Annotated in this window: 13 protein-coding genes and 2 pseudogenes; 7 read left to right on the top strand and 8 right to left on the bottom strand. The window is 70.4% G+C overall.

Features of this window, described 5'->3' with window-relative positions:
- Positions 1-4: 4 nt before the first annotated feature.
- Positions 5-1,777: a non-ribosomal peptide synthetase gene (locus tag ACZ3YO_RS03325; RefSeq protein WP_465564223.1), complete on the bottom strand. Its 1,773-nt coding sequence runs from the start codon at positions 1,775-1,777 to the stop codon at positions 5-7.
- A gap of 76 nt (positions 1,778-1,853) precedes the next feature.
- Complete coding sequence (locus ACZ3YO_RS03320; protein ID WP_465564220.1) at positions 1,854-2,858, bottom strand: TauD/TfdA family dioxygenase; 1,005 nt, start codon at positions 2,856-2,858, stop codon at positions 1,854-1,856.
- 446 nt (positions 2,859-3,304) lie between these two features.
- Here ACZ3YO_RS03320 and ACZ3YO_RS03315 point away from each other — a divergent pair, with 446 nt between their 5' ends.
- Positions 3,305-4,354 carry a transcriptional regulator gene (locus ACZ3YO_RS03315; protein ID WP_465564217.1) on the top strand — a complete coding sequence of 350 codons (1,050 nt, stop codon included), beginning with the start codon at positions 3,305-3,307 and terminating at the stop codon, positions 4,352-4,354.
- 331 nt (positions 4,355-4,685) lie between these two features.
- Here ACZ3YO_RS03315 and ACZ3YO_RS03310 read toward each other — a convergent pair.
- The 5 genes and pseudogenes from ACZ3YO_RS03310 to ACZ3YO_RS03290 all read right to left on the bottom strand — a co-directional run.
- Positions 4,686-4,799, bottom strand: a pseudogene (locus ACZ3YO_RS03310) (IS701 family transposase); the annotation flags it as partial.
- Between the two features lie 280 nt (positions 4,800-5,079).
- Positions 5,080-6,261 carry an acyltransferase family protein gene (locus ACZ3YO_RS03305; protein WP_465564214.1) on the bottom strand — a complete coding sequence of 394 codons (1,182 nt, stop codon included), beginning with the start codon at positions 6,259-6,261 and terminating at the stop codon, positions 5,080-5,082.
- A 533-nt stretch (positions 6,262-6,794) separates the two neighbouring features.
- Entirely contained in the window at positions 6,795-6,995 is a 201-nt protein-coding gene (locus ACZ3YO_RS03300) for a hypothetical protein (RefSeq protein WP_465565239.1), read from the bottom strand.
- A 494-nt stretch (positions 6,996-7,489) separates the two neighbouring features.
- Positions 7,490-8,127: pseudogene (locus ACZ3YO_RS03295) on the bottom strand (helix-turn-helix domain-containing protein); the annotation flags it as partial.
- A gap of 76 nt (positions 8,128-8,203) precedes the next feature.
- Positions 8,204-8,746 (bottom strand): hypothetical protein, encoded by a 543-nt coding sequence (locus ACZ3YO_RS03290; protein ID WP_465564212.1) that lies wholly within the window; start codon positions 8,744-8,746, stop codon positions 8,204-8,206.
- Between the two features lie 554 nt (positions 8,747-9,300).
- On the opposite strand from ACZ3YO_RS03290, the gene ACZ3YO_RS03285 reads away from it, so the two are divergent.
- From ACZ3YO_RS03285 to ACZ3YO_RS03265, 5 genes are all read left to right on the top strand, one after another.
- Positions 9,301-9,552, top strand: a complete 252-nt coding sequence (locus ACZ3YO_RS03285) for an acyl carrier protein (protein ID WP_465564209.1) — start codon at positions 9,301-9,303, stop codon at positions 9,550-9,552.
- Between the two features lie 290 nt (positions 9,553-9,842).
- On the top strand, positions 9,843-10,589 hold the full coding sequence (gene fabG / locus ACZ3YO_RS03280; RefSeq protein ID WP_465565189.1) for a 3-oxoacyl-[acyl-carrier-protein] reductase: 747 nt from the start codon (positions 9,843-9,845) through the stop codon (positions 10,587-10,589).
- Positions 10,590-10,665: 76 nt separating this feature from the next.
- Complete coding sequence (locus ACZ3YO_RS03275; protein WP_465564206.1) at positions 10,666-11,283, top strand: DsbA family protein; 618 nt, start codon at positions 10,666-10,668, stop codon at positions 11,281-11,283.
- 7 nt (positions 11,284-11,290) lie between these two features.
- The gene (locus tag ACZ3YO_RS03270; RefSeq protein ID WP_465564204.1) at positions 11,291-12,796 is read left to right on the top strand and encodes a phytoene desaturase family protein; all 1,506 of its coding nucleotides are present in this window, start codon (positions 11,291-11,293) and stop codon (positions 12,794-12,796) included.
- 15 nt (positions 12,797-12,811) lie between these two features.
- On the top strand, positions 12,812-13,975 hold the full coding sequence (locus tag ACZ3YO_RS03265; RefSeq protein WP_465564201.1) for a 2Fe-2S iron-sulfur cluster-binding protein: 1,164 nt from the start codon (positions 12,812-12,814) through the stop codon (positions 13,973-13,975).
- A 223-nt stretch (positions 13,976-14,198) separates the two neighbouring features.
- On the opposite strand, the gene ACZ3YO_RS03260 is transcribed toward ACZ3YO_RS03265, so the two are convergent.
- A complete protein-coding gene (locus ACZ3YO_RS03260; RefSeq protein ID WP_465564198.1) occupies positions 14,199-14,660 on the bottom strand; it encodes a hypothetical protein in 462 nt (153 codons plus the stop codon).
- Positions 14,661-15,078: 418 nt separating this feature from the next.
- Between ACZ3YO_RS03260 and ACZ3YO_RS03255 the strand changes: the two genes are divergently transcribed.
- The coding region (locus ACZ3YO_RS03255) for an amino acid adenylation domain-containing protein (protein ID WP_465564195.1) at positions 15,079-19,658 on the top strand (4,580 nt) is incomplete at its 3' end.

Genomic DNA, 19,658 nt, shown 5'->3' with positions numbered 1-19,658 from the left:
CGGGTCAGGGGTTCTCGGGCGTGGCGAGCTTGGCCCCGGCGTAGGCGGCCAGTTCGCGCAGGTGCGGGTGCTGGTACACCTCCCGGATGCGGACGGTGAGGCCGAGTTCACGCTTGAGCTTGCTGATCACCCGCAGCGCGACGAGCGAGTGGCCGCCCAGCGCGAAGAAGTTGTCGTCGGCACTGATCCGCTCCTGGCCCAGGACCTCCGACCAGACCTCGGCGAGCAGCTTCTCGATCGTTCCCTCGGGTTCGACGTACAGCTCGGTGGGTGCGGTGTGCGGTTCCGGGAGCGCTTCCCAGTCGACCTTGCCGTTGACGGTGAGCGGAATGGCGTCGACCGGTACGAAGACCGAGGGGATCATGAATTCCGGCAGCGCCGCCGCGCAGTGGTCGCGCAGTTCCGCGTCGGCCGGCGGCTCCTCGGAGACGTAGTAGGCCACCAGCCGGTCGCCGAGGGCGGGGTCGCGATAGCCGGTCAGGACCGCGGTGGCCACCCGGGGGTGCGAGGAGACCGCGGCCTCGACCTCGCCGAGTTCGATCCGGTAGCCGCGCACCTTCACCTGGCGGTCGACCCGGCCCATGAACTCCAGCGAACCGTCGGCGCGCAGCCGGACCTGGTCCCCGGTGCGGTACATCCGCCCGCCGTCTGCGGCGAACGGGTCGGCGACGAAGCGCTCGGCGGTCAAGGCCGGCCGGTCGACGTAGCCCTGGGCCAAGCCCTCGCCGGCCAGGAACAGCTCACCGGTCTCACCGGCACCGCTCACCTGCCGGAGGTCGTCGCCGACCACGTACGCCCGGGTGCCCGGCAGCGGGTGGCCGATGTGCGGCTCCTCGCCGGTGATCCAGGCGGTGGTGGCGTCGACGGTGCACTCGGTCGGACCGTACAGGTTCACCGCTTCGAGCAGGCCGTTGGCGGTGGCCTTGGAGATCTCCTGCCAGGTCCGCTCCGGCACCGGCTCACCGCCCATGAACAGGCGCGGCAGCGGGTCGTGGGCGCCGTCCAGCAGACAGGTCCGCACCAGCTCCCAGTGGGAGGGGGTGAGGTCGAGGTCCTGGATCCCGTAGGTGTCGAGCAGGGCCCGGAGCTGGACGGGGTCGGTGCGCTGGTCCTCGTCGAGGATCGCGATGGTGTCGCCCCGGCAGATCCGCGCCCACTGCTGCACCGAGGCGTCGAAGGAGGCACTGGCGTTCCAGCCGACCACGCGCGGCTCCCCGGCGTAGATGCCGGCCTGCTCCAGGGCGGCGACCAGGTCCGCCACCGAGCCCCGTCCGACCTGGACGCCCTTGGGCCGGCCGGTTGAGCCCGAGGTGTAGATCACGTACGCCGGGACGAGCGGCCCGGCGGCCACCGGCTCCGAGTCGGCGACGTCGGGATCGCCGGCCACGGAATCCGGGTCGACGATCTCGAGACCGGATGCCCCGAGGACGTGGCCGGACGAGCCCAGCAGCACCCGGATGCCGGCGTCCTCGGCCATGAACTCCAGGCGGTCCGCCGGATAGCGGGGGTCCAGCGGAAGATAGGCCGCACCCGCCCGCCACACCGCGAGCAGCGACACCACCAGCTGGACGCCGCGCTTCAGGCTGACCCCGACCAGGTCGCCGACGCCGATCCCGCGAGCGGTCAGGTGGGCCGCCAACTGTGCTGTGCGCCGGTCGAGTTCGGCGAAGGTAAGCTCACCGTCGGCGCTCCGTACGGCGATCCGGTCGGGGTCGAGCCGGGCGGCACGACGGAAGCGCGATACCAGGTCAACCGGCTTCTGGGCGAGGTCAGTCACGAAAGGCTCCTTGCACCATTGGATGAGGGCGTGGCGCTGCGATCAGACCGGCGCGGCCTGATGGCGCCGGCCGGGGTCAGGCGAACGCGGGCGCGGGCTCGACGGTCGGCCGGCACTCCGAGAGCTCGACCGGGTCGCCCATGGCCACCACGATCTTCCGGTCGCCCTGGAACGGGTCCCGGCCGTGCGCGGTCAGGATGTTGTCGACCAGCATCACATCGCCCGGCTGCCAGGTCTCGCGGACGGTCGCCGAATCGTACGCAGCCTGAACGGCCTGGAGGTCCTCGTTGGTCAATGGGGAGCCGTCGCCGAATCCGGTGTTGAACGGGAGGCCGTCCCTGCCGAACTCGTCGACGAGGGCCTCCCGCAGATCCTCCTCCAGGGCCCACTCGTTCCAGAAGAGCATGTGGTTGAACCACACCTCTTCGCCGGTGGACGGGTGGATGATGATGCCGGGGCGGATCTGGTCGGTCCGCAGCGTGCCGTCCTCCTGCCAGCGGCAGCTGATGAGGTTGTCCGCGCAGTAGCGCGCGACCTCGTCGACGTCGTCGGTGGCGAACGCGGTCTGCCAGTCGGTGGAGATGTGCTCGGAGAAACTGCGCGAGAGCCGCCAGCCGGCTGCCCGGATCTTCTCGATCACCCGTGCGGGAAGTGCCTCCAGGACCTTCCGGCAGTCCGCGACGGGTGTCGCCCCACCCTGAGCGGGCGCGATCAGGCAGCCGAACAGCAGCTGACCCGGGAAGGTCAGGGTGTAGCTGTTCTCGTTGTGCATGCGGATCGACTGCGAGGCCGGGAGGTCCGTCGAGGAGAAGACGTCGTCGCCGAGCCGACTGCGCGGGGTGGCCTTCTCCCGGTACGGCGTCCGCTCGCTGATCAGCAGGTCGCGAACCTGGGCGAAGTCCTCGACGGTCGCCATCGGCAGACCGCGCAGGTAGATCGCACCGTGTTCCCGCAGCGCCGCGGTCAGCTGCGGACGAACGCCCTCCAGCCAGGCGCCGGCCTGTGCCATGTCAGTGAGGCCGGTGACCCGCGTCATGGCCGGTTTGCCGTCAACAATCTGCCAGCTCAGTATTTCTGACACAGTTTTATTTCCTTTCGGGTTGGCGATCCAGCCATCGGGCCAACGATAGGAGAGCGGACGCGCCGCGGTGAAGGCGTTCAATGCGGCGGGATCTGAGCGTGTTGTCGCGGCGGCGGCGCGGCCGCCAGGGAATGCCGCGGCCGAGGCTGTTCAACTGGTGCACCACAGCAGTTGAACGTGTTCGCCTGCGGAGCACGGGCCGTCACCGACGCGTTGACAACCCCGGTCATTGATCGACCGCCCGCGCCCCGGGACATCCTCCTACCGGAGGGCACCACCCTGCGCGCGGCGAGGCGGACGCGTTTCGCGCGTGCGTCGATGGGTCGGAGCAGCCGGGCGGATCAGTGACCCTTCGACAAGGAAGGCGACAAGCGGACAGATCCCTTGTACGGGCCTACCCGACGTGCTGGAGTCGGGCTCAGAGGCGCACTACAGCGGGGGTTACGTTGAGTCAGGCTGCGGTTGAACTGGCTACCAGGGTCGAGGTTCCGATCTCATCGCTGGTCCTTGGGGAGTCGCCACGCACCAAGGGCAGCGACGAGGAGCACATCGCGCTGCTGGCCGAACTCGAAGGGCCGCTCCCGCCCATCCTGGTCGAGCGGAGCACCATGCGGGTGATCGACGGTACCCACCGGTTGCTGGCCGCCGTCTGCAAGGGGGAGCAGAGCATCGAGGTGGAGTTCTTCGAGGGTACCGCCGATGACGCCTTCCTCAAGGCGGTGGAGGCGAACGTCACGCACGGCCTGCCGCTGTCGCAGGCGGACCGCCGGATCGCAGCCGAGCGGATCGTGGCCTCTCACCCGCACATGTCGGACCGCGCGATCGCGCGCACCGCCGGACTGGGCGCCAGGACGGTCGCGGCCATCCGGTGTCGCGGGGCCGAGCAGCCGCCGCTTCAGGCCCGGGTCGGCCGCGACGGCAAGGTCCGCCCGCTGGACAGCGGGGCGGGCCGGCGCCGCGCGGCCGAGCTGCTCGCCGAGCGACCGGAGGCCTCGCTGCGCGAGGTCGCCCGGTTGGCCGGCATCTCGCCGGCGACGGTCAGCGACGTGCGGCGGCGGATCGCGGCCGGCGAGCCGCCGGTGGCGGACGGGGCGCGGGACGGGACGGTCAGCGCGGTGCGCTCGGCCCAGCACCCCCGCGGCAAGGCCGCCCGCCGGGTGCGCCTGGTGCACTCGGATCCCGCCGTGGTGCTGCAGAAGTTGCTGCGTGACCCGGCGCTGCGCCACAAGGAGGAGGGGCGCGAGCTGCTGCGCCTGCTGCGGCAGAACGCGATCGGCAGCCAGGAGTGGTCCGAGCTGACCGCCGCGGTGCCGGCGCACTGCGGTGCCCTGGTGGTGGATCTGGCGCGGTGGTGCGCGGAGAGCTGGATGGAGTTCGCCCAAGAGCTGGACAGCCGGCTGCAGGATCCCGGGGCGGACCCGCGCTCCGTCCAGTCGACGCCGTCCGACGTGCTCCCCGCCCACGGTCGTGTCGGGCTTCGGACCAGCAGTCAGTGACCCACCCCGGCCGGCTGTTTCGAGCGTAGCCCGAACTCGGGGACATCTCCGAGCGTCCGGCGGTCGACAGGCGGGCCGCGAACGGAGTTCAGCGCAGCGTCACTGTCAGTGAGGACAGCCCCCGGTTCCCCGGGCTGCCGTATTCCCGGTGGAGGGACAGGTTCCTGCCACAGGCCGGGCTGGACGAGTGGTTCCGAAGTCGGTCAGTGGCTGTGGGCGATCCGTGGGCGGGTGACGGGCTGGCCGGCCGGGATGCGGATCAGGTGCAGTTCCAGGCCGTCCGGGCGGCTGTGGCCATAGCCGGCCGTGGCGAACGGCACGCCGTCCTCGATCCCGGCGGCCGGCAGCGTGCCCGGTCGTCGGTCCAGGAGGCGGGCAGGTACAGCTCGCGGTTGATCGACGCCCTTTGCCTGGTGGAGGCGTAGGCCGGGAAAGTCCCGATCTGGCGCGGCGGTGGAAGAGCCGTCGGAAGGTCGTGCCTCGGCGAGGGCGTCCCAGTACGGATCCGAGGCTGCCACCAGGCGTTCGACGTCAGACCGCGGCTTGCCCGGCCGCACCTGGCGGCCGGGCAAGGGCCCGATCAAGGATGATGTCGAGCAGGGCGTACTGGTGCGGTCACGCGCCCTGCTCGACCGTGTGCAGTCGGGTGACGTCCCAGGACGGCTGGTTGGGGGCGTCGACCATCAGCTCGGGCACCTGGTGCGGCGGCGCCGTTGCGCGTCCGGTCAGTCCGTCGTCCGGCCCGCGAGCATGTCCCGGTCGCCGGTGCGCTCGACGGGCGTCTCCACCGGCCGGGAGCGCGGAGAGGAGAAGCGCTGGGTGATCAGCCGGTCGATGCACTCGGTCAGGATCCAGGCGAGGGCTATCGAGACCACCAGTTCCAGCGTCGCCAGGCCCAGTCCCTGGGCGACGGTGTAGGTCCGGGTGGCCCCGAACTGCTTAACGAAGAAGATCATGACCGGGTACTGGACGAGCATGAAGGCGAGGCCCTGCTTCGAGAGCCAGACCATCATCCGGTTGCCGAGCAGGATCCTACCGAGCCTGTCGTCGGATGCCGCCGCAATGGCCGGCACGATCACTGCCCAGGGGATGATCATCGCTGCCGACATCTGGTACTCCTTGGGCACGTTCAGCGAGATCACGTAGCCGATGGGAGCGAGCAGCAGGGCGGCGGAGAGCGGAATGCGGATCCACCGGCCGGACTTGACGAGGTAGGCCAGCACCATGCCCAGGACGAACTCGGGCAGCCGGCTCGGAGGGAAGATCTCGACCAGCCAGAACGCCTTCAGTGACGTCGCCCGGAAGAAGAGAGGGGCGGCCGGGTCCGCCGGAACCAGCGCGCGCACCACGGCCGGCAACGCGATCACTATGGCCACCATCGCGCCGGCGCACCACCACAGGTACTGCGACCGGAGCCGGTTGAGGAGCCTGTGTAGCAGCGGGAACGCCAGGTAGAAGAAGAGGAGGGGGCTCAGCGACCAGCTCGGCGCGTTGAGGCTGTTGAACCACCGGGGGTCGGAGGACCAGGCCTGGATCAGCGTGAGGTTGGCCATCGACGAGCTGAAGGTGGCCGTCGCGGTCCCGAAGACCGCGAGCGCCAGCAGCAGCGTGACCACGTGGATGGGGTAGATCCTGACGATCCGTCGCCGCCAGAACGCGAGTGTGGTGTCGTTCTGGCGGGCGGACCAGGCCAGTACGAAGCCGCTGAGCAGGAAGAAGAAGGAGACGCCGATCTGCCCCATGCCGCCGAAGTACCGGAAATAGGACTTCGTGAAGCTGAGCGAGGAAAACGCGACGGTCAGTGCCACGTGGGACAGGAAGATCAGGAACATCGGAATGAAGCGCACCCCGTCGAGCGGGAGGTGCCGGGATCTGCTCCCGGTGACTTCGACTGTCGAGTTGGTCATAAGTTTGCCTCTTTCGAATTGGTTTTCCGCTGGTCGATCGTCTGATGTGTCGGAACTTCTATCACGCGGAATTTCCTGCGGGTGGCTCGTTGGCAGGTAGTTGACCGCTTCCGCAGTGCGGGTTGTCGGTGCCCACGGGAAGAGCACGGGGGCGGCGTGGGATCTCGCAGGGAACGGTGAGTTCGCGCCTCGACGGTTCGCGGTGAACGCCGGGTGCTGAACGGAGGATCGGTGCCGCCCGGCGCGCGTCAGGGCGTGGTCGGGACGCCGGGGCCGGCCGGGCGCCGGTTCCATTTCCTGGGGTCGCAGGATCCAGCCGTCCGCGGCCGGCGCCGGGACAGCTCCGGGGCCGAGCGCGGGTGGAGCAGCAGCTCGACCAGGCCGCGCGAGAGCTACGACGCGTGCTCGATCCGGACGTCCTCGATGTTCACCCCGGCCCTCCGGTGGCGGCGAACAGTCGGGCCAGTGCTACCGGGTCAGCGCGAGCGCGGTCGAGGTTCCGATCGCCCCGACTCCGATGACCGTTCCCGTCTTCATCGCACGCCGCCCTCGGACGCGGGGGTCGCGCCGGACGCGGTGGTGCCCTCGTCGAGCCGCGCGGGCCGTTCCCCGGCCTGCGCCTGGACGAACTCCGCGAGCCGCGCGATGCCCTCCTCGATCTCGGGCACGGAAAGGTAGCTGACGGAGAGCCTGATGCCTCGCTCGCCGTCACCGTCCGGGTAGAGGTAGGGCATGGGGGTCCACAGGACACCGAGCCCGACGGTCGAGCGCAGGAGCGCCCCGTTGTCGGCGGCGAACGGGACGTGATGGTGAGGAAGAAGCCGCCCCGGGGCTCGTTCCAGCTCACGCCCAGGGCACGCCGCCGCCCCTCGGGGACCGGCGGGCCAACTGCCCCGATGTCACCCGCATCACCTCCCCGAAGTGCTCCGAGGGGCGTCGGTTGTGGCCCGGCCAGGCGCTCGTCCGTCGCCAGCAACCCACCGGACGGCTGCCTGACTCGGCGGCGGGTGTTGACCGTCACCATGTTCTTGATCCAGGAGTTCCTCGGCAGGGAGGCTGCTCGCACCGGAGGCGTGCCGGAACTGCTGGTCGGGCGACCACGAACCCGACCCGCGCGCCGGGGAAGGCCGTTTTGGAGTACGAGCCGATGTGGACCGCGACGGTGGACGTCGGGGGACTTGAGCGTGGGCTGCTGGAGACCCGGCTGGGGTGCAGCCGTTCGTGTGGAGCCGGGCTTGTAGCAGCTCAGCCCCGCCCTGGAGACCCGGCCGGCTCCCCAGCCTCTTGCCCACACGACCGGCGTGTAACCGGCCCTGTCTCAGGTTCTGGCACGCGGCGGCCTCATCGACTGCCCGGCTTCGTCCTCAAGGACGAGCCAGGCCCCGCGGCGCTTCTACCCGCGGCCACGCCTCGGCCACAACTCGACAGCCGCACCGCCGCGCTCGGTGGCCCGGCGGGCCGGTTGCTGCCACGACCACCCGTGCCCCTGAAGCAGGACCCATGTGCCCTCCACGGTGTAAGAGACGTGGAACAGCCGGCCGATCAACGTCTTCACCTGTGCGAGAGTCCACCGCTGGTCCTCCCAGCCATGAGCCAGCGGTCCGCGCTCCAACTCGCGCTCCAGACGTTTGACTTGCGCCGAGGACAGGTTCGGTCTGCCGGGTGAGCCCTTCGAGGCGACGCCTGCCGCCCCCCTTCACGCCACTGCCGGCGCCAGCGCTCCACCGAACGCACGCTCACCCGCAACGCGATGGCGATCTCCCTGTTCCGCTCCCCGCCCTCGAAGCGTTCCACGGTCTGAAGCCGGATCCGCTCCCGCGCGGTCCTCTCGGCGTCGATAAGGCCGCCGCCCTGCGCATGCCTCACAGCACAGGGCTACCGACAGCGTCTGCCGGTTGTCAGGCGAACCGCACCGACTCCACCAAGTCAAGTTGACTGCATGTCACTCTCCACGACGGCGCTTGTAGTACGCGTACGTCAAAGCCAGGAGAAGCGGGCCCCAGAGAGTCAGCGGGAGAGTAGCCGCTGCCGAGAGGGCCTTCCACCAGCCGTTGGAGTACTCGACGAGGGGGACCCCGCCGATGTGGAGAAAGGCGAGCGGCAGTGGGTCCCACAGCACGATCAGCGCCAGACCGCCCAAGGTGGCCGGGATGATCGCTGCGAGCGGTGGAACACGTCGGCCTCCGATGATCGGAATCCAGGAAGGAAACACTTCGCCCCATCCGGCCACCAGGCCGAAGGAGAGGTAGGCGAGTGCCTCGGAGAGAATGCTGAGCCCGAAGACGTAGAGGATCACCCACCAGTGCCACGTCTTGTGGACGGCGTAGACCTGGCCCATGTCGTAGTCGACTGCGAACGGCAGGCGCCAGATGCACGATGGCAGGACAAGCAGGGGTATGAGCTGGGCGGAGCGGATGGCCCACTTGGGGACGGGCTGCGCGGTGTCACCGACCGTCGGGGACGGATGAAGCGTCTTGAATCGCATGGGTAGATCTTCCTTGCTCGGCGGCGCCGGGGGATCGGCCTGAAGTAGTGTCTGGCGGTCACCCCCGCGGGGGGCATCGAGTCCTCCGCGGGGAGGGCGGCCGCGGCTCCGGGCGGGTTTCGACGGCAAGGATGGTTGTTACAAACCGGGCGAACGGCCGCTTCGCCGACACCAGCCACACCCTGGAAGGCTGACCGACATCACGCTTTCAAGTTCGGTAGTCGTCCGGGGCGAGCGGCGGCTTCGCCAGGGCCGGGGCGTGGCCGGCGGTGTGGACTTCCGGGTTTTCGAGGTGCTGCGCGGGACATGAATCTCCCCGTCAGGCGGTCCACGGGACGCCCTCGATTAGACCCGCCAGCGGTTGCCACGTCCTCCTCCAGAGGCGGCCCGGCAGCCTGCTGCCGCGGCCGGGCGGCCTCGGTCCGCGAGCTCGGGTGAAATGGCAGTTTGCTGCACCTGTTATTGCCCGGTGCCGTTGACTCGGATTCACTTACGCCCAATCCGCCACGCCACGAATCGGCGGGAATAACCGGGACGACAGGAGTCTGATCCACATGGGCGACAGCTACGACGAGCGTTTCGCGGAGATCAAGGAAATCGTCTGCGACATTCTCGAGATCGAGGAGGACGAGGCCACCGAGACCAGCCTCTTCAAGGAAGAGCACGACGCGGACTCGCTGCGCGCCATCGAGATCCTGGCCGCGCTGGAGAAGCGGTTCGGCGTCGTCATCGACCAGGCCGAACTCGCCCGCATGGTCCACCTCAAGGGTGTGTACGAGGTCGTCGCGGAATCCGCGGGCTGGTAATCGGAGCGAAACGCCGATCGCCATTGCGCGATCGTCACACATGGGGGGACTGCTGTGGCCGTCGGGCGATCCGCCCGACTCGGCGACCATCTGGTTGGCGTGGCCGACCTGCGCTGGACCGTCGCAGCGGTTCCTCGGCCTCCGGGCGAGGAGGTCACAGGTGCCGGCTCGACGAGTCGCCATCACGGCAGGCCGGTCCGCCGCGCCGGGCAGGACCTGCTGATTCCCGAGCCATGGACGTCATGACGCACGCCGCCGCGCAGCAGCGGCCCGGATCAACAGAGGAATCCATGGCGGAGAACAAGAACCGGGTTGCCCTGGTCACCGGTGGATCGCGTGGTATCGGCCGGGCGACCGTGCTGCGCCTGGCCCAGGACGGGTACGACGTCGCCTTCTGCTACCAGGCGAACCAGGAGGCGGCCGACACCGTCGCCAAGGAGGCGGCCGGGAGCGGGGCACGGATCCTGGCCCGGCGGGCCGACGTGTCGGACATGGAGTCCGTCCGAGCCCTGGTCCGGGAGACCGAGCAGGAACTCGGGCCGATCGACGTCGTGGTCACCGCGGCGGGGATCACTCGGGACAACCCGCTGGTCATGATGGGAGACCAGGACTGGCACCAGGTCATGGACGTCAACCTGGACGGCGTCTACCATCTCTGCCGCTCCGTCGTCTTCGAGATGATGAAGCGGAAGTCCGGCTCGATCATCAACCTCTCCTCGGTCGCCGGTGTGTACGGTCACGCCGGCCAGACGAACTACGCGGCCTCGAAGGCGGGGATCATCGCCTTCTCCAGGTCGCTGGCCAAGGAGGTCGGCCGATACGGGATCCGGGTCAACACCGTCGCCCCGGGCTTCATCGAGACGGACATGACCGCGGTACTCGAAGGCAAGACCCGCAAGGAGGCGCTCGCCTCCGTTCCGCTGCGGCGGATGGGGCAGCCGGAGGAGGTCGCCGACCTGGTCGCGTACCTCGCCTCCGACCGGGCGGCGTACATCACCGGCGCCGTCCTGCAGATCGACGGCGGCATCGCCATCTGATCCCTCGTCGGCCGGCCCACCCGCTGGGCCGGCCGCACCCTTTCCCGAACGTTCCCTCGCTCTCTTGGAGACCGTCATGGCCACCCGGCCCCGCTGGTACTTCTCGCTGCGCAGCCCGTACTCGTGGATGGCCTTCCGGGATCTGGTCACCCGCTACGCCGACGTGGCCGAGCGGATCGACTGGTTTCCGTACTGGGAGCCTGGCGAGCAGATCAGGCGGCAACTGAACGAGGCAGGCATGGAGTTGGCCTATGTGCCGATGACCCGCGAGAAGCACATGTACATCCTTCAGGACACCCGCAGGCTGTGCCAGGAGCGCGGTCTGGAGATGGCGTGGCCGGTGGACCGCGACCCCGACTGGGACCTCTCCCACCTGGCCTACCTGAGGGCCGAGGACCTGGGCCTGGGCCGCCAGTACATCGACCTGATCTCCCAGGCGCGCTGGGAGCGGGGAGAGGACATCGCGGACCCGGAGGTCGTCGCCGGGGTGGCGCGCCGGCTCGGTCTGGACGAGGACGTCCTGGCCCTCGCGCACCAGGACGAGGGGTTGAAGCAGCGCGGTGTGGCCGCGCTCACCAAGGTGTACCAGGACGGAGTCTTCGGGGTGCCGTACTTCATCGACGGCTTCGAGAAGTTCTGGGGCATCGACCGGCTGCCCGGCTTCGTCGCCGCGGTCCGGTCCGGGCAGGACTGACGGCATCATGGACGACTACGACGTGATCGTCATCGGGGCGGGCAACGCCGGTCTCACCGCCGCCGCCACGCTGCAGCGCGGCGGCGCCCGCACCCTGCTGGTCGAGCGGCACAACGTGCCCGGAGGGTGCGGCACCTCGTTCGTCCGGGGCCGCTTCGAGTTCGAGACCGCGCTGCACCAGCTCTCCGGGATCGGCCGGGAGGGCCAGCCGAACTCGCTGCGCGGACTCTTCGCCGAACTCGGCGTCGCGGACCGCCTGGAGTTCGTCGAGGAGCGCGACCTCTACCGGGCGGTTGTGCCCGGTGCCCTCGACGTGACGCTGCCGGCCGACTGGACCGGGGCCGCCGAGGCGCTGGACGACGCCTTTCCCGGCAACCTCGACCGGCTCAAGCGCTTCTTCGGCCTCTGCCGTGAGGTCGCGATGTGGCAGGTGATGGCCCAGCGCTCCGGTGGCGAGCGGGTCCGCCGGGCCCTGACCAAGCGCGGCGAGGCATTGCTGAGCCAGGGACTGCGGCCGGTCACGGCGGTGCTGGACGAGTACTTCGACGACGAGCGCGTGAAGACGGCGCTGGGCGCGTACTGGTACTACCTCGGACAGCCGCCCTCCCGGCTCCCGTTCCAGGAACTGGCGACCCTGCTGTACACCTATGTCGAGTTCAAGCCCTTCCACGTCCGCGGCGGCAGCCAGGCCATGTCGTCGGCCGTACTGGACGCCTTCCTGGCCGCCGGCGGCCAGGTGCGCTTCCACACCGCGGTCGAGCGGATCATGACCCGTGACGGCGTGGTGCGCGGAGTACGGCTGGCCGGAGGTGAGGAGCTGAGCACCCGGGAGGTGGTCTCCAACGCCTCCGCCGTCACCACCTACACCCGGCTGCTGGACCGGTCGGCCGTGCCGGACACGGTGCGGCGTGACCTGAGCAGCCGGCGGATCGGCGTGTCGGCGTTCGTGCTGCACATGGGCCTGGACGCGACCCCCGCCGATCTCGGCTTCGGCACCAGCACGCACTTCGTCAACGCGACGCTCGACGAGGCCGAGGTGATCGACGGGCTGCGCTCGTTGCGTCCGGCCCCGAGCATCTGCGCCAGCGCCTACGACGTGCACCCGATCGGCTTCGCGCCGGCCGGGGCCAGCCACGTCAGCCTGATGACCCTGCAGTACGCCGACGTCTGGGAGAAGGTCGCACCCGCGGACTACGCACGTACCAAGTACGCGTACGCCGAGACGCTGATCGATCTGCTGGAGAAGGTCACCCCCGGCCTGCGCGACGTGATCGAGGAGGTCGACGTCGCCACCCCGCTCACGGTGATGCGCTACCTCGGCCACCCCGGCGGCGCGATCTACGGCTTCGACCAGGACGCCACTGAGAGCTGGCTGTTCCGCGACGACGAGTCGACCACCCACGTGCCCGGCCTCCACCTGGCCGGCGCCTGGGCCGGGGTCGGCGGATTCCAGCCGACCCTGGAGGCCGGGGCACGAGTGGCCCGGAACCTGCTGCGGCGCAACGCCGCCTGACCCTACGGAGACCCGATGCCCGCGCATCCGCTGGCCGAGCTGTTCGCCGGAGCGCCCGACATCATGACCGAGATCGACCGTCGCGCCGGAGAGGGCGTCGACCACGGTGCGGCCGGCGACGTGCAGCGGCTCGTCGACCGGTACCACCCGAGCGGCCTGGACCTGGTGGTGGCCGAGGTGATCACCGAGACCACGACCGCCAAGACCTTCCGGCTGCGCCGGGCGGACGGCGCGGACCTCCCGCCCTTCCAGGCCGGTCAGTACGTCACCCTGGATGCGACCGTCGGCGGCACTGCGACCAGCCGTCCGCTCGCGGTCTCCTCCAGCCCGGCCCGGCTCGACGCCTACGATCTGACGGTGCGCCGGGTCTCCGGCGGCCGGGTGAGCAACCACCTGATCGACCACCTCGCGGTCGGTGACCGGGTCCGGACCTCCGGGCCTCTCGGCTCGTTCCACCACAATCCGTTGTTCCACGGTGACGATCTGGTCTTCCTCGCCGGCGGGTCAGGAGTCGCTCCGGCGATGAGCATGATCCGCGACATCGTGGACCATGGCCTGGCGCGCCGGTTTCACCTGGTGTACGGCTCGCGCACGGCCGACGACGTGATCTTCCGGGAAGTGCTCGACAAGATCGCGGCCGACCATCCGGACCGGGTACGGGTCGACCTCGTGGTCCAGAGGCCCGGTGCCGACTGGCAGGGGCCGGCCGGACTGCTCACCGGCGAGACGATCACCGCACTGACCGGCCCGCTGGCCGACCGGATGGTCTACGTCTGCGGCCCGCAGGCGATGTACCCCTATGCATTGGCGGAGTTGGCCCGGCTCGGGCACCCACGGCGGCGGATCCGCCTGGAGGCGAACGGCGCCCCCGCGCGCCCGCAGACGCAGGCCGGTTGGCCGGCCGGGCGGGACCCGGAGGGCGAGGTCCAGGTGACGGTCCAGGGCGGGCCGTCGTTCCGCACCCCGCGCGGCCGGCCGCTGCTCGATGCTCTGGAGGAGCACGGCATCCGGCCCGAGGTCGGCTGCCGGTCCGGCGAATGCAGCCTGTGCCGGGTTCGGGTGGTGTCGGGTGAGGTGTTCGACGCCGAGGAGGCCCGACTGCGGATGTCCGATGCCCAGAACGGCTTCACGCACAGCTGCGTGGCCTACCCGGTGACGGACGTCGAGATCGCACTGTGACGGGAGCGGCCGGGCCCGGCACCGCCCGGCCCGGCCGGCCTCCTCGCGTCGACCCAACGGCGCGCGAAGGGCGTCGGAAGAGCGATCGGGCCCGCACGGAGGGGCCGCCCGACCGGGCGGCCCCTCCGCCTTCCCGCAAGGGCCGCAGCGCCGTCCTGGCTGGTCGGTGCCGGCCACGGACAGCTTCCCGCGGGTCTGGCCCGATCCATTCGCCGGTGCCGGCTCAGCGGCAGCGCCGCACCCGGTAGGCGTAGGTGACGGCGAGCAGCAGCGGGCCCCACAGGACCATCAGGCTCTGGCAGCACACTGCCAGTACCCGCCACGCGTTGCTGGTGTAGTGCAGGCCGGGGATGACACCGGGCATCCCGAGCGACCACTCGACCAGTACGCCGGTCAGCACCAGCCCGCCGATGGTCGCCGGCACGATCGCCGCGGCCGGCGGTACCCGACGGGCGCCGATCACCGGGACCCAGCCGGGCACGACCTCGCCCCACCCGCGCACCAGGCCGGGCCGATGGAGAGCAGGGCGAGGCACACCGAGACCGTGCTCAGGGCGAAGACGGTACGGCGCGATCTCCCACCAGTTGTACGTCCTTTCCTGCACCGTCCTCATGGTGAAGCCGAACGCGAACGGCAGCCGCCACAGGCACGCGGGCAGTCCGACCAGGGGGACGGCACGCGCCATGGCGGTGGCCCAGCGTGGAACGGGTCGCTCGAATTCAACGGATTCACGAATTGGCTCCGGAATCGCCTGACAAGAGAGCGACACGGCAGGAAAATGTCACCGATCATGCAGATCGGGCCGAATCTTGCGGCTCTGCGACAGTTTCTTGCCGATGTGCTGCGGTCTGTTGTGCGCGCGATCGGCAGCGCTCTGGGGTGCGCCCGTAGGGCGGATGGTCGGACCGGGGCAGTCGCACCGATTCACCAGCTCCGGATGGTCGCCGGAATTCCTCTATCGCGGGATCCGGAGTTCCGCCGCTGGCAGCTTGCTGCAGCGATGGTTGCGGGCCGTCCCTGCACACTGTTTGGTGAGTGCTTGAATGCGCCGACCGTCTGCAGGCGCGGATATTTCGAGCACATCTTGAGTGGGAGACAAAGACGTGACGAGGCCTGGAGTCGAGGACATTCTTCCGCTGTCGCCGCTGCAGCAGGGGCTGCTGTTCCACGCGGTTTACGACGGGGATTCGGACGAGGACCCGGCTGACATCTACACGGTGCAGCTCGTGCTCGAAATCGAAGGGCTGCTGAGCGCCAAGGCCATGCGATCGGCGGCGGCAGCCCTGCTGCGGCGGCACGCCAACCTGCGCTCGGCCTTCGTCTACTCGAAGTTCGAGGACCCCGTCCAGGTGATCCCTCGTGAGGTGGAGCTGCCCTGGTCCGAGACCGACCTCAGCGATCTCCCCGAGGCGGAGCGCCAGGCCGAGCTGGACCGGTGGCTGGCCGAGGACCGTGCCCGCCGCTTCGACCTCACCAAGCCGCCGCTCATGCGCTTCACCCTCGTCACGCTGGCCCCCGGTCGGTACCGGCTGGTCCTCACCAACCACCACATCCTGCTGGACGGTTGGTCGATGCCGGTTCTCCTGAGCGAGCTGTTCGCGCTGTACGGCACCGAGGGCGACGACTCCGGCCTGCCGCCGGTCACCCCCTACCGCGAATATCTCGCCTGGCTGGCCAAGCAGGACCGGTCGGAGGCCGAGGCCGCCTGGCGCAAATCGTTCGACGGTCTCGAGGAGCCCAGCCTGCTCGCTCCCGTCACCCGGGGCGGCAGTCAATCGCTTCCGGAGCGGGTGTCCCTCGACCTCTCCGCCGCGCTCACCCAGGCGCTCACCGACCGGGCCCGCTCGGCCGGCCGCACCCTCAACTCCGTGCTCCAGGCCGCCTGGGCGATGGTGGTCGGCCAGCTGACCGGCCGTCGCGATGTCGTGTTCGGCACGACGGTGTCCGGCCGGCCGCCGCAGATCCCGGGCATCGAGTCGATGGTCGGCCTGTTCATCAACACCCTGCCGGTGCGCGTAACCCTCGACCCCGCCCAGACCTTCGACGGTCTCGCCGACCGGATCCAGGCCGACCAGGCCGCGCTGACGCCGTACCACTACGTTGGCCTGACGGACATTCAGACCTGGGCCGGGCACCGGGACCTCTTCGACTCCTGCATCGTGGTGGAGAACTACCCGGTCGACGCCGCCGACCTGCGGCTCGCCGGGGACGTCGACGTCACCGGGTTCGACGGCCGGGACGCCACCCACTACACCGCGGTCGTCACCGCCTTTCCGGGCGAGCGTCTGCACCTGAGGTTCGACTATCGCGCGGACGTCCTCGACCGGGCCGCCGCCGAGGCCGTCCTGGACCGGCTGGTCCGGCTGCTGGAGGAGGTCGTGGAGCCGAATGCGACGCCCCTCGGCCGGATCGGCCTGCTGGCCGAACAGGAGCGCCGGCAGGTCCTGGCGGACTGGAACGACAGCGAGCGCGCCGTCGAGCCGATGACCCTGCCGGCTCTGTTCGAGGCCCAGGTGGCGCGGACCCCCGGGGCGACTGCCCTGGAGTCCGAGGAACTCTCGCTCACCTACGCGGAGTTGAACGCCCGCGCCAACCAGCTCGCGCACCTCCTGATCGAGCGGGGGGTCGGCCGCGAGCAGGTGGTGGCCCTCGTCCTGCCCCGCTCGACGGAGATCGCCGTCGCGCAGCTCGCCGTGGTGAAGGCCGGTGCGGCCTACCTGCCGGTCGACCCGGACTACCCGCAGGACCGCATCAGCTACCTGCTGGACGACTCGGCGCCCGTCCTGGCCGTGACGGACTCCCGGCACGTCGCGAGCGTGCCCGAGCACCTGGATGTGGCGACGCTCCTGCTGGACGAGGCCGACCTGGCCGGCCGGTCCGAGGAGAACCCGGCCGTCGAGGTGTCGACCGCGAACGCGGCCTACGTCATCTACACGTCGGGATCGACCGGTCGCCCCAAGGGCGTCGCGGTCACCCACCGCGGCCTGGCCACCTTCGCCGCCTCCCTGCTCGACCGCATGGACGTGACCGCCGACAGCCGCGTGCTGCAGTTCGCGTCCCCCAGCTTCGACGCCTCGGTGCTGGAACTGTGCATGGCCTACCCGGCGGGTGCCGCCCTGGTGGTGCCGCCCCTCGGCCCGCTCGCCGATGATCTGCTGGCTGGCTTCATAGACGACCGGCAGGTGACCCATGCCCTCATCCCGCCGGCGGCGCTGGCGACGGTCCGGCCGGGCGACCACTCCTCACTGCGGGGCCTGATCGTCGGCGGCGAGGCCTGCCCCGCCGAGCTGGTGGACCGCTGGGCCGGCGGGCGCCGGATGGTGAACGCGTACGGTCCGACCGAGTCGACCGTCGGCGCGACCCTCAGCGCGCCGCTGGCGGTGGGGGCCGGTACGCCGCCCATCGGGCGCCCGGTCTTCAACAGCCGCGTCTACGTGCTCGACAGCATGCTGCGGCCGGTGCCGGTCGGCGTGCCGGGCGAGCTCTACGTCGCCGGCGCGGGTCTGGCGCGTGGCTACCTGGGACGCGCGGGCCTGACGGGCGAGCGGTTCGTCGCCTGCCCGTTCGGCGGCCCCGGGGAGCGGATGTACCGCACCGGTGACCTGGTGAGTTGGCGCGCGGACGGGCAGCTGGAGTTCGTGAGCCGGGTCGATGACCAGGTGAAGATCCGCGGCTTCCGGATCGAGCTGGACGAGGTCCAGCACGTCCTCGCCGCGCATCCGCTGGTCGCCCACGCGGCGGTGGTGGCCCGTGAGGACCAGCCCGGCGACAAGCGGCTCGTGGCCTATGTGGTGCCGGTGGACTCAACCCTCGACATCACCGTGCTCCGGGAGCACATGGCGCAGTCTCTGCCCGAGTACATGGTGCCCTCGGCGTTCGTCGGCCTGGACGCCCTGCCGGTGACCACCAACGGCAAACTGGACCGCAAGGCCCTGCCGGCCCCCGAAGCAACCACCCGAGGCGGCCGGGGACCGCGCAACGAGCAGGAGGAGCAGCTCGTCCGGCTCTTCGGCGAGGTGCTGAACCTCCAGAAGATCGGCATCGACGACAGCTTCTTCGATCTCGGCGGGCACTCGCTGACGGCGACCCGCCTGGTCAGCCGGATCCGGCGCGAGTTCAAGGTGGAGCTGCCGGTGCGCAGCCTCTTCCAGACGCCCACTGTCGCCGGCGTCGCCGAACAGCTCGGATTCGCCGGCGACGCCCGTACGGCCCTGGGCCGTCGGGAGCGGCCGGAGCGGATCCCGCTGTCGCCCGCCCAGCAGCGGCTGTGGTTCCTCAGCCGGCTGGACGGCGACAGTGGCAGTTACAACCTGATGGCCGCGCTGCGGCTCTCGGGCCCGCTGGACGCCGAGGCGCTGGAACTCGCCTTCGCCGACGTGGTGGAGCGCCACGAGAGCCTGCGCACCGTCTTCCCCGAGCAGGGCGGTACGCCCTACCAGGAGATCCTCACCGGCGACCGGGCCCGCCCGGTTCTGCACCGGGCCACGGTGACCGAGCACGCGCTGACCGCCGAGCTCGCCCGCTCGGCCGCCACGCGCTTCGACCTGTCCCGTGAACTCCCGGTCCAGCTGCACCTGTTCGGCCTCGCCGAGGAGGAGCACGTGCTGCTGATCGTGCTCCACCACATCGCGGGTGACGGCTGGTCGATGGCCCCGCTCGGCCGCGACCTCTCCGCCGCCTACCGGGCGCGGCTCGGCGGCGCGGCCCGGCAGTGGGAGCCGCTGCCGGTCCAGTACGCCGACTACACCCTGTGGCAGCAGGAGGTCCTCGGGGACGAGGCCGATCCGGACAGCTTGCTCACGGCCCAGCTCGGCCACTGGCGCGAGTCGCTGGCCGGCACGCCCGAGGAGCTGTCGCTGCCGACCGACCGCACCCGCCCGGCGCAGTCGAGCTACCAGGGCGCCGACGTACCGGTGAGCCTGGACGCGCGGACCCACCAGCGCCTGCTGGAGCTCGCCCGCGCCACCGACAGCAGCCTCTTCATGGTCCTGCAGGCGGGCCTGGCCACCCTGCTCTCCCGGCACGGCGCAGGCGACGACATCCCCATCGGCGCACCGATCGCCGGCCGTACCGACGCCGCGCTCGACGAGCTGGTCGGCTTCTTCGTCAACACGCTGGTATTGCGGACCGACACCTCTGGCGCCCCGACCTTCCGTGAGTTGGTCCGGCGGGTGCGGGAGACCGACCTCGCGGCCTACGCCAACCAGGACGTGGCCTTCGAGCGGCTGGTGGAGGTGCTGAACCCGGCCCGCTCGCTGGCCAGGCACCCCCTGTTCCAGGTCTTCCTCTCGCTGCACAACAACCCCTCGGCCGGCCTCGACCTGCCCGGCCTGCGCAGCAGCGAGGTGCCGCTGCCGCTGACCACCGCCAAGTTCGACCTGACGCTGGAGCTGATCGAGCGCCAGGACGACCGACACGAGGCCGCCGGGATCACCGGCCGGCTGGAGTACGCCCGCGACCTGTTCGACGAGGCGTCGGCCCTGCGGCTCGCCGACCGGCTGGTCCGGCTCTTGGAGGCCGTCGCGGCCGATCCGGAGCAGCCGATCGCGGCCGTGGACCTCCTCTCGGACTCCGAGCGCCTGCAGCTCCAGGGCTGGAATGCGACGGGGTGTGAGGTGGGGGCGGGTTCGTTGGTGGATCTGTTCGAGGCTCAGGTGGTGCGGACGCCGGATGCGGTTGCGGT

This window comes from Kitasatospora sp. NPDC022785, assembly GCF_055561295.1.
Note: the sequence above shows the minus strand (reverse complement) of the source record. Positions and strands in the feature narration are given on the sequence as shown.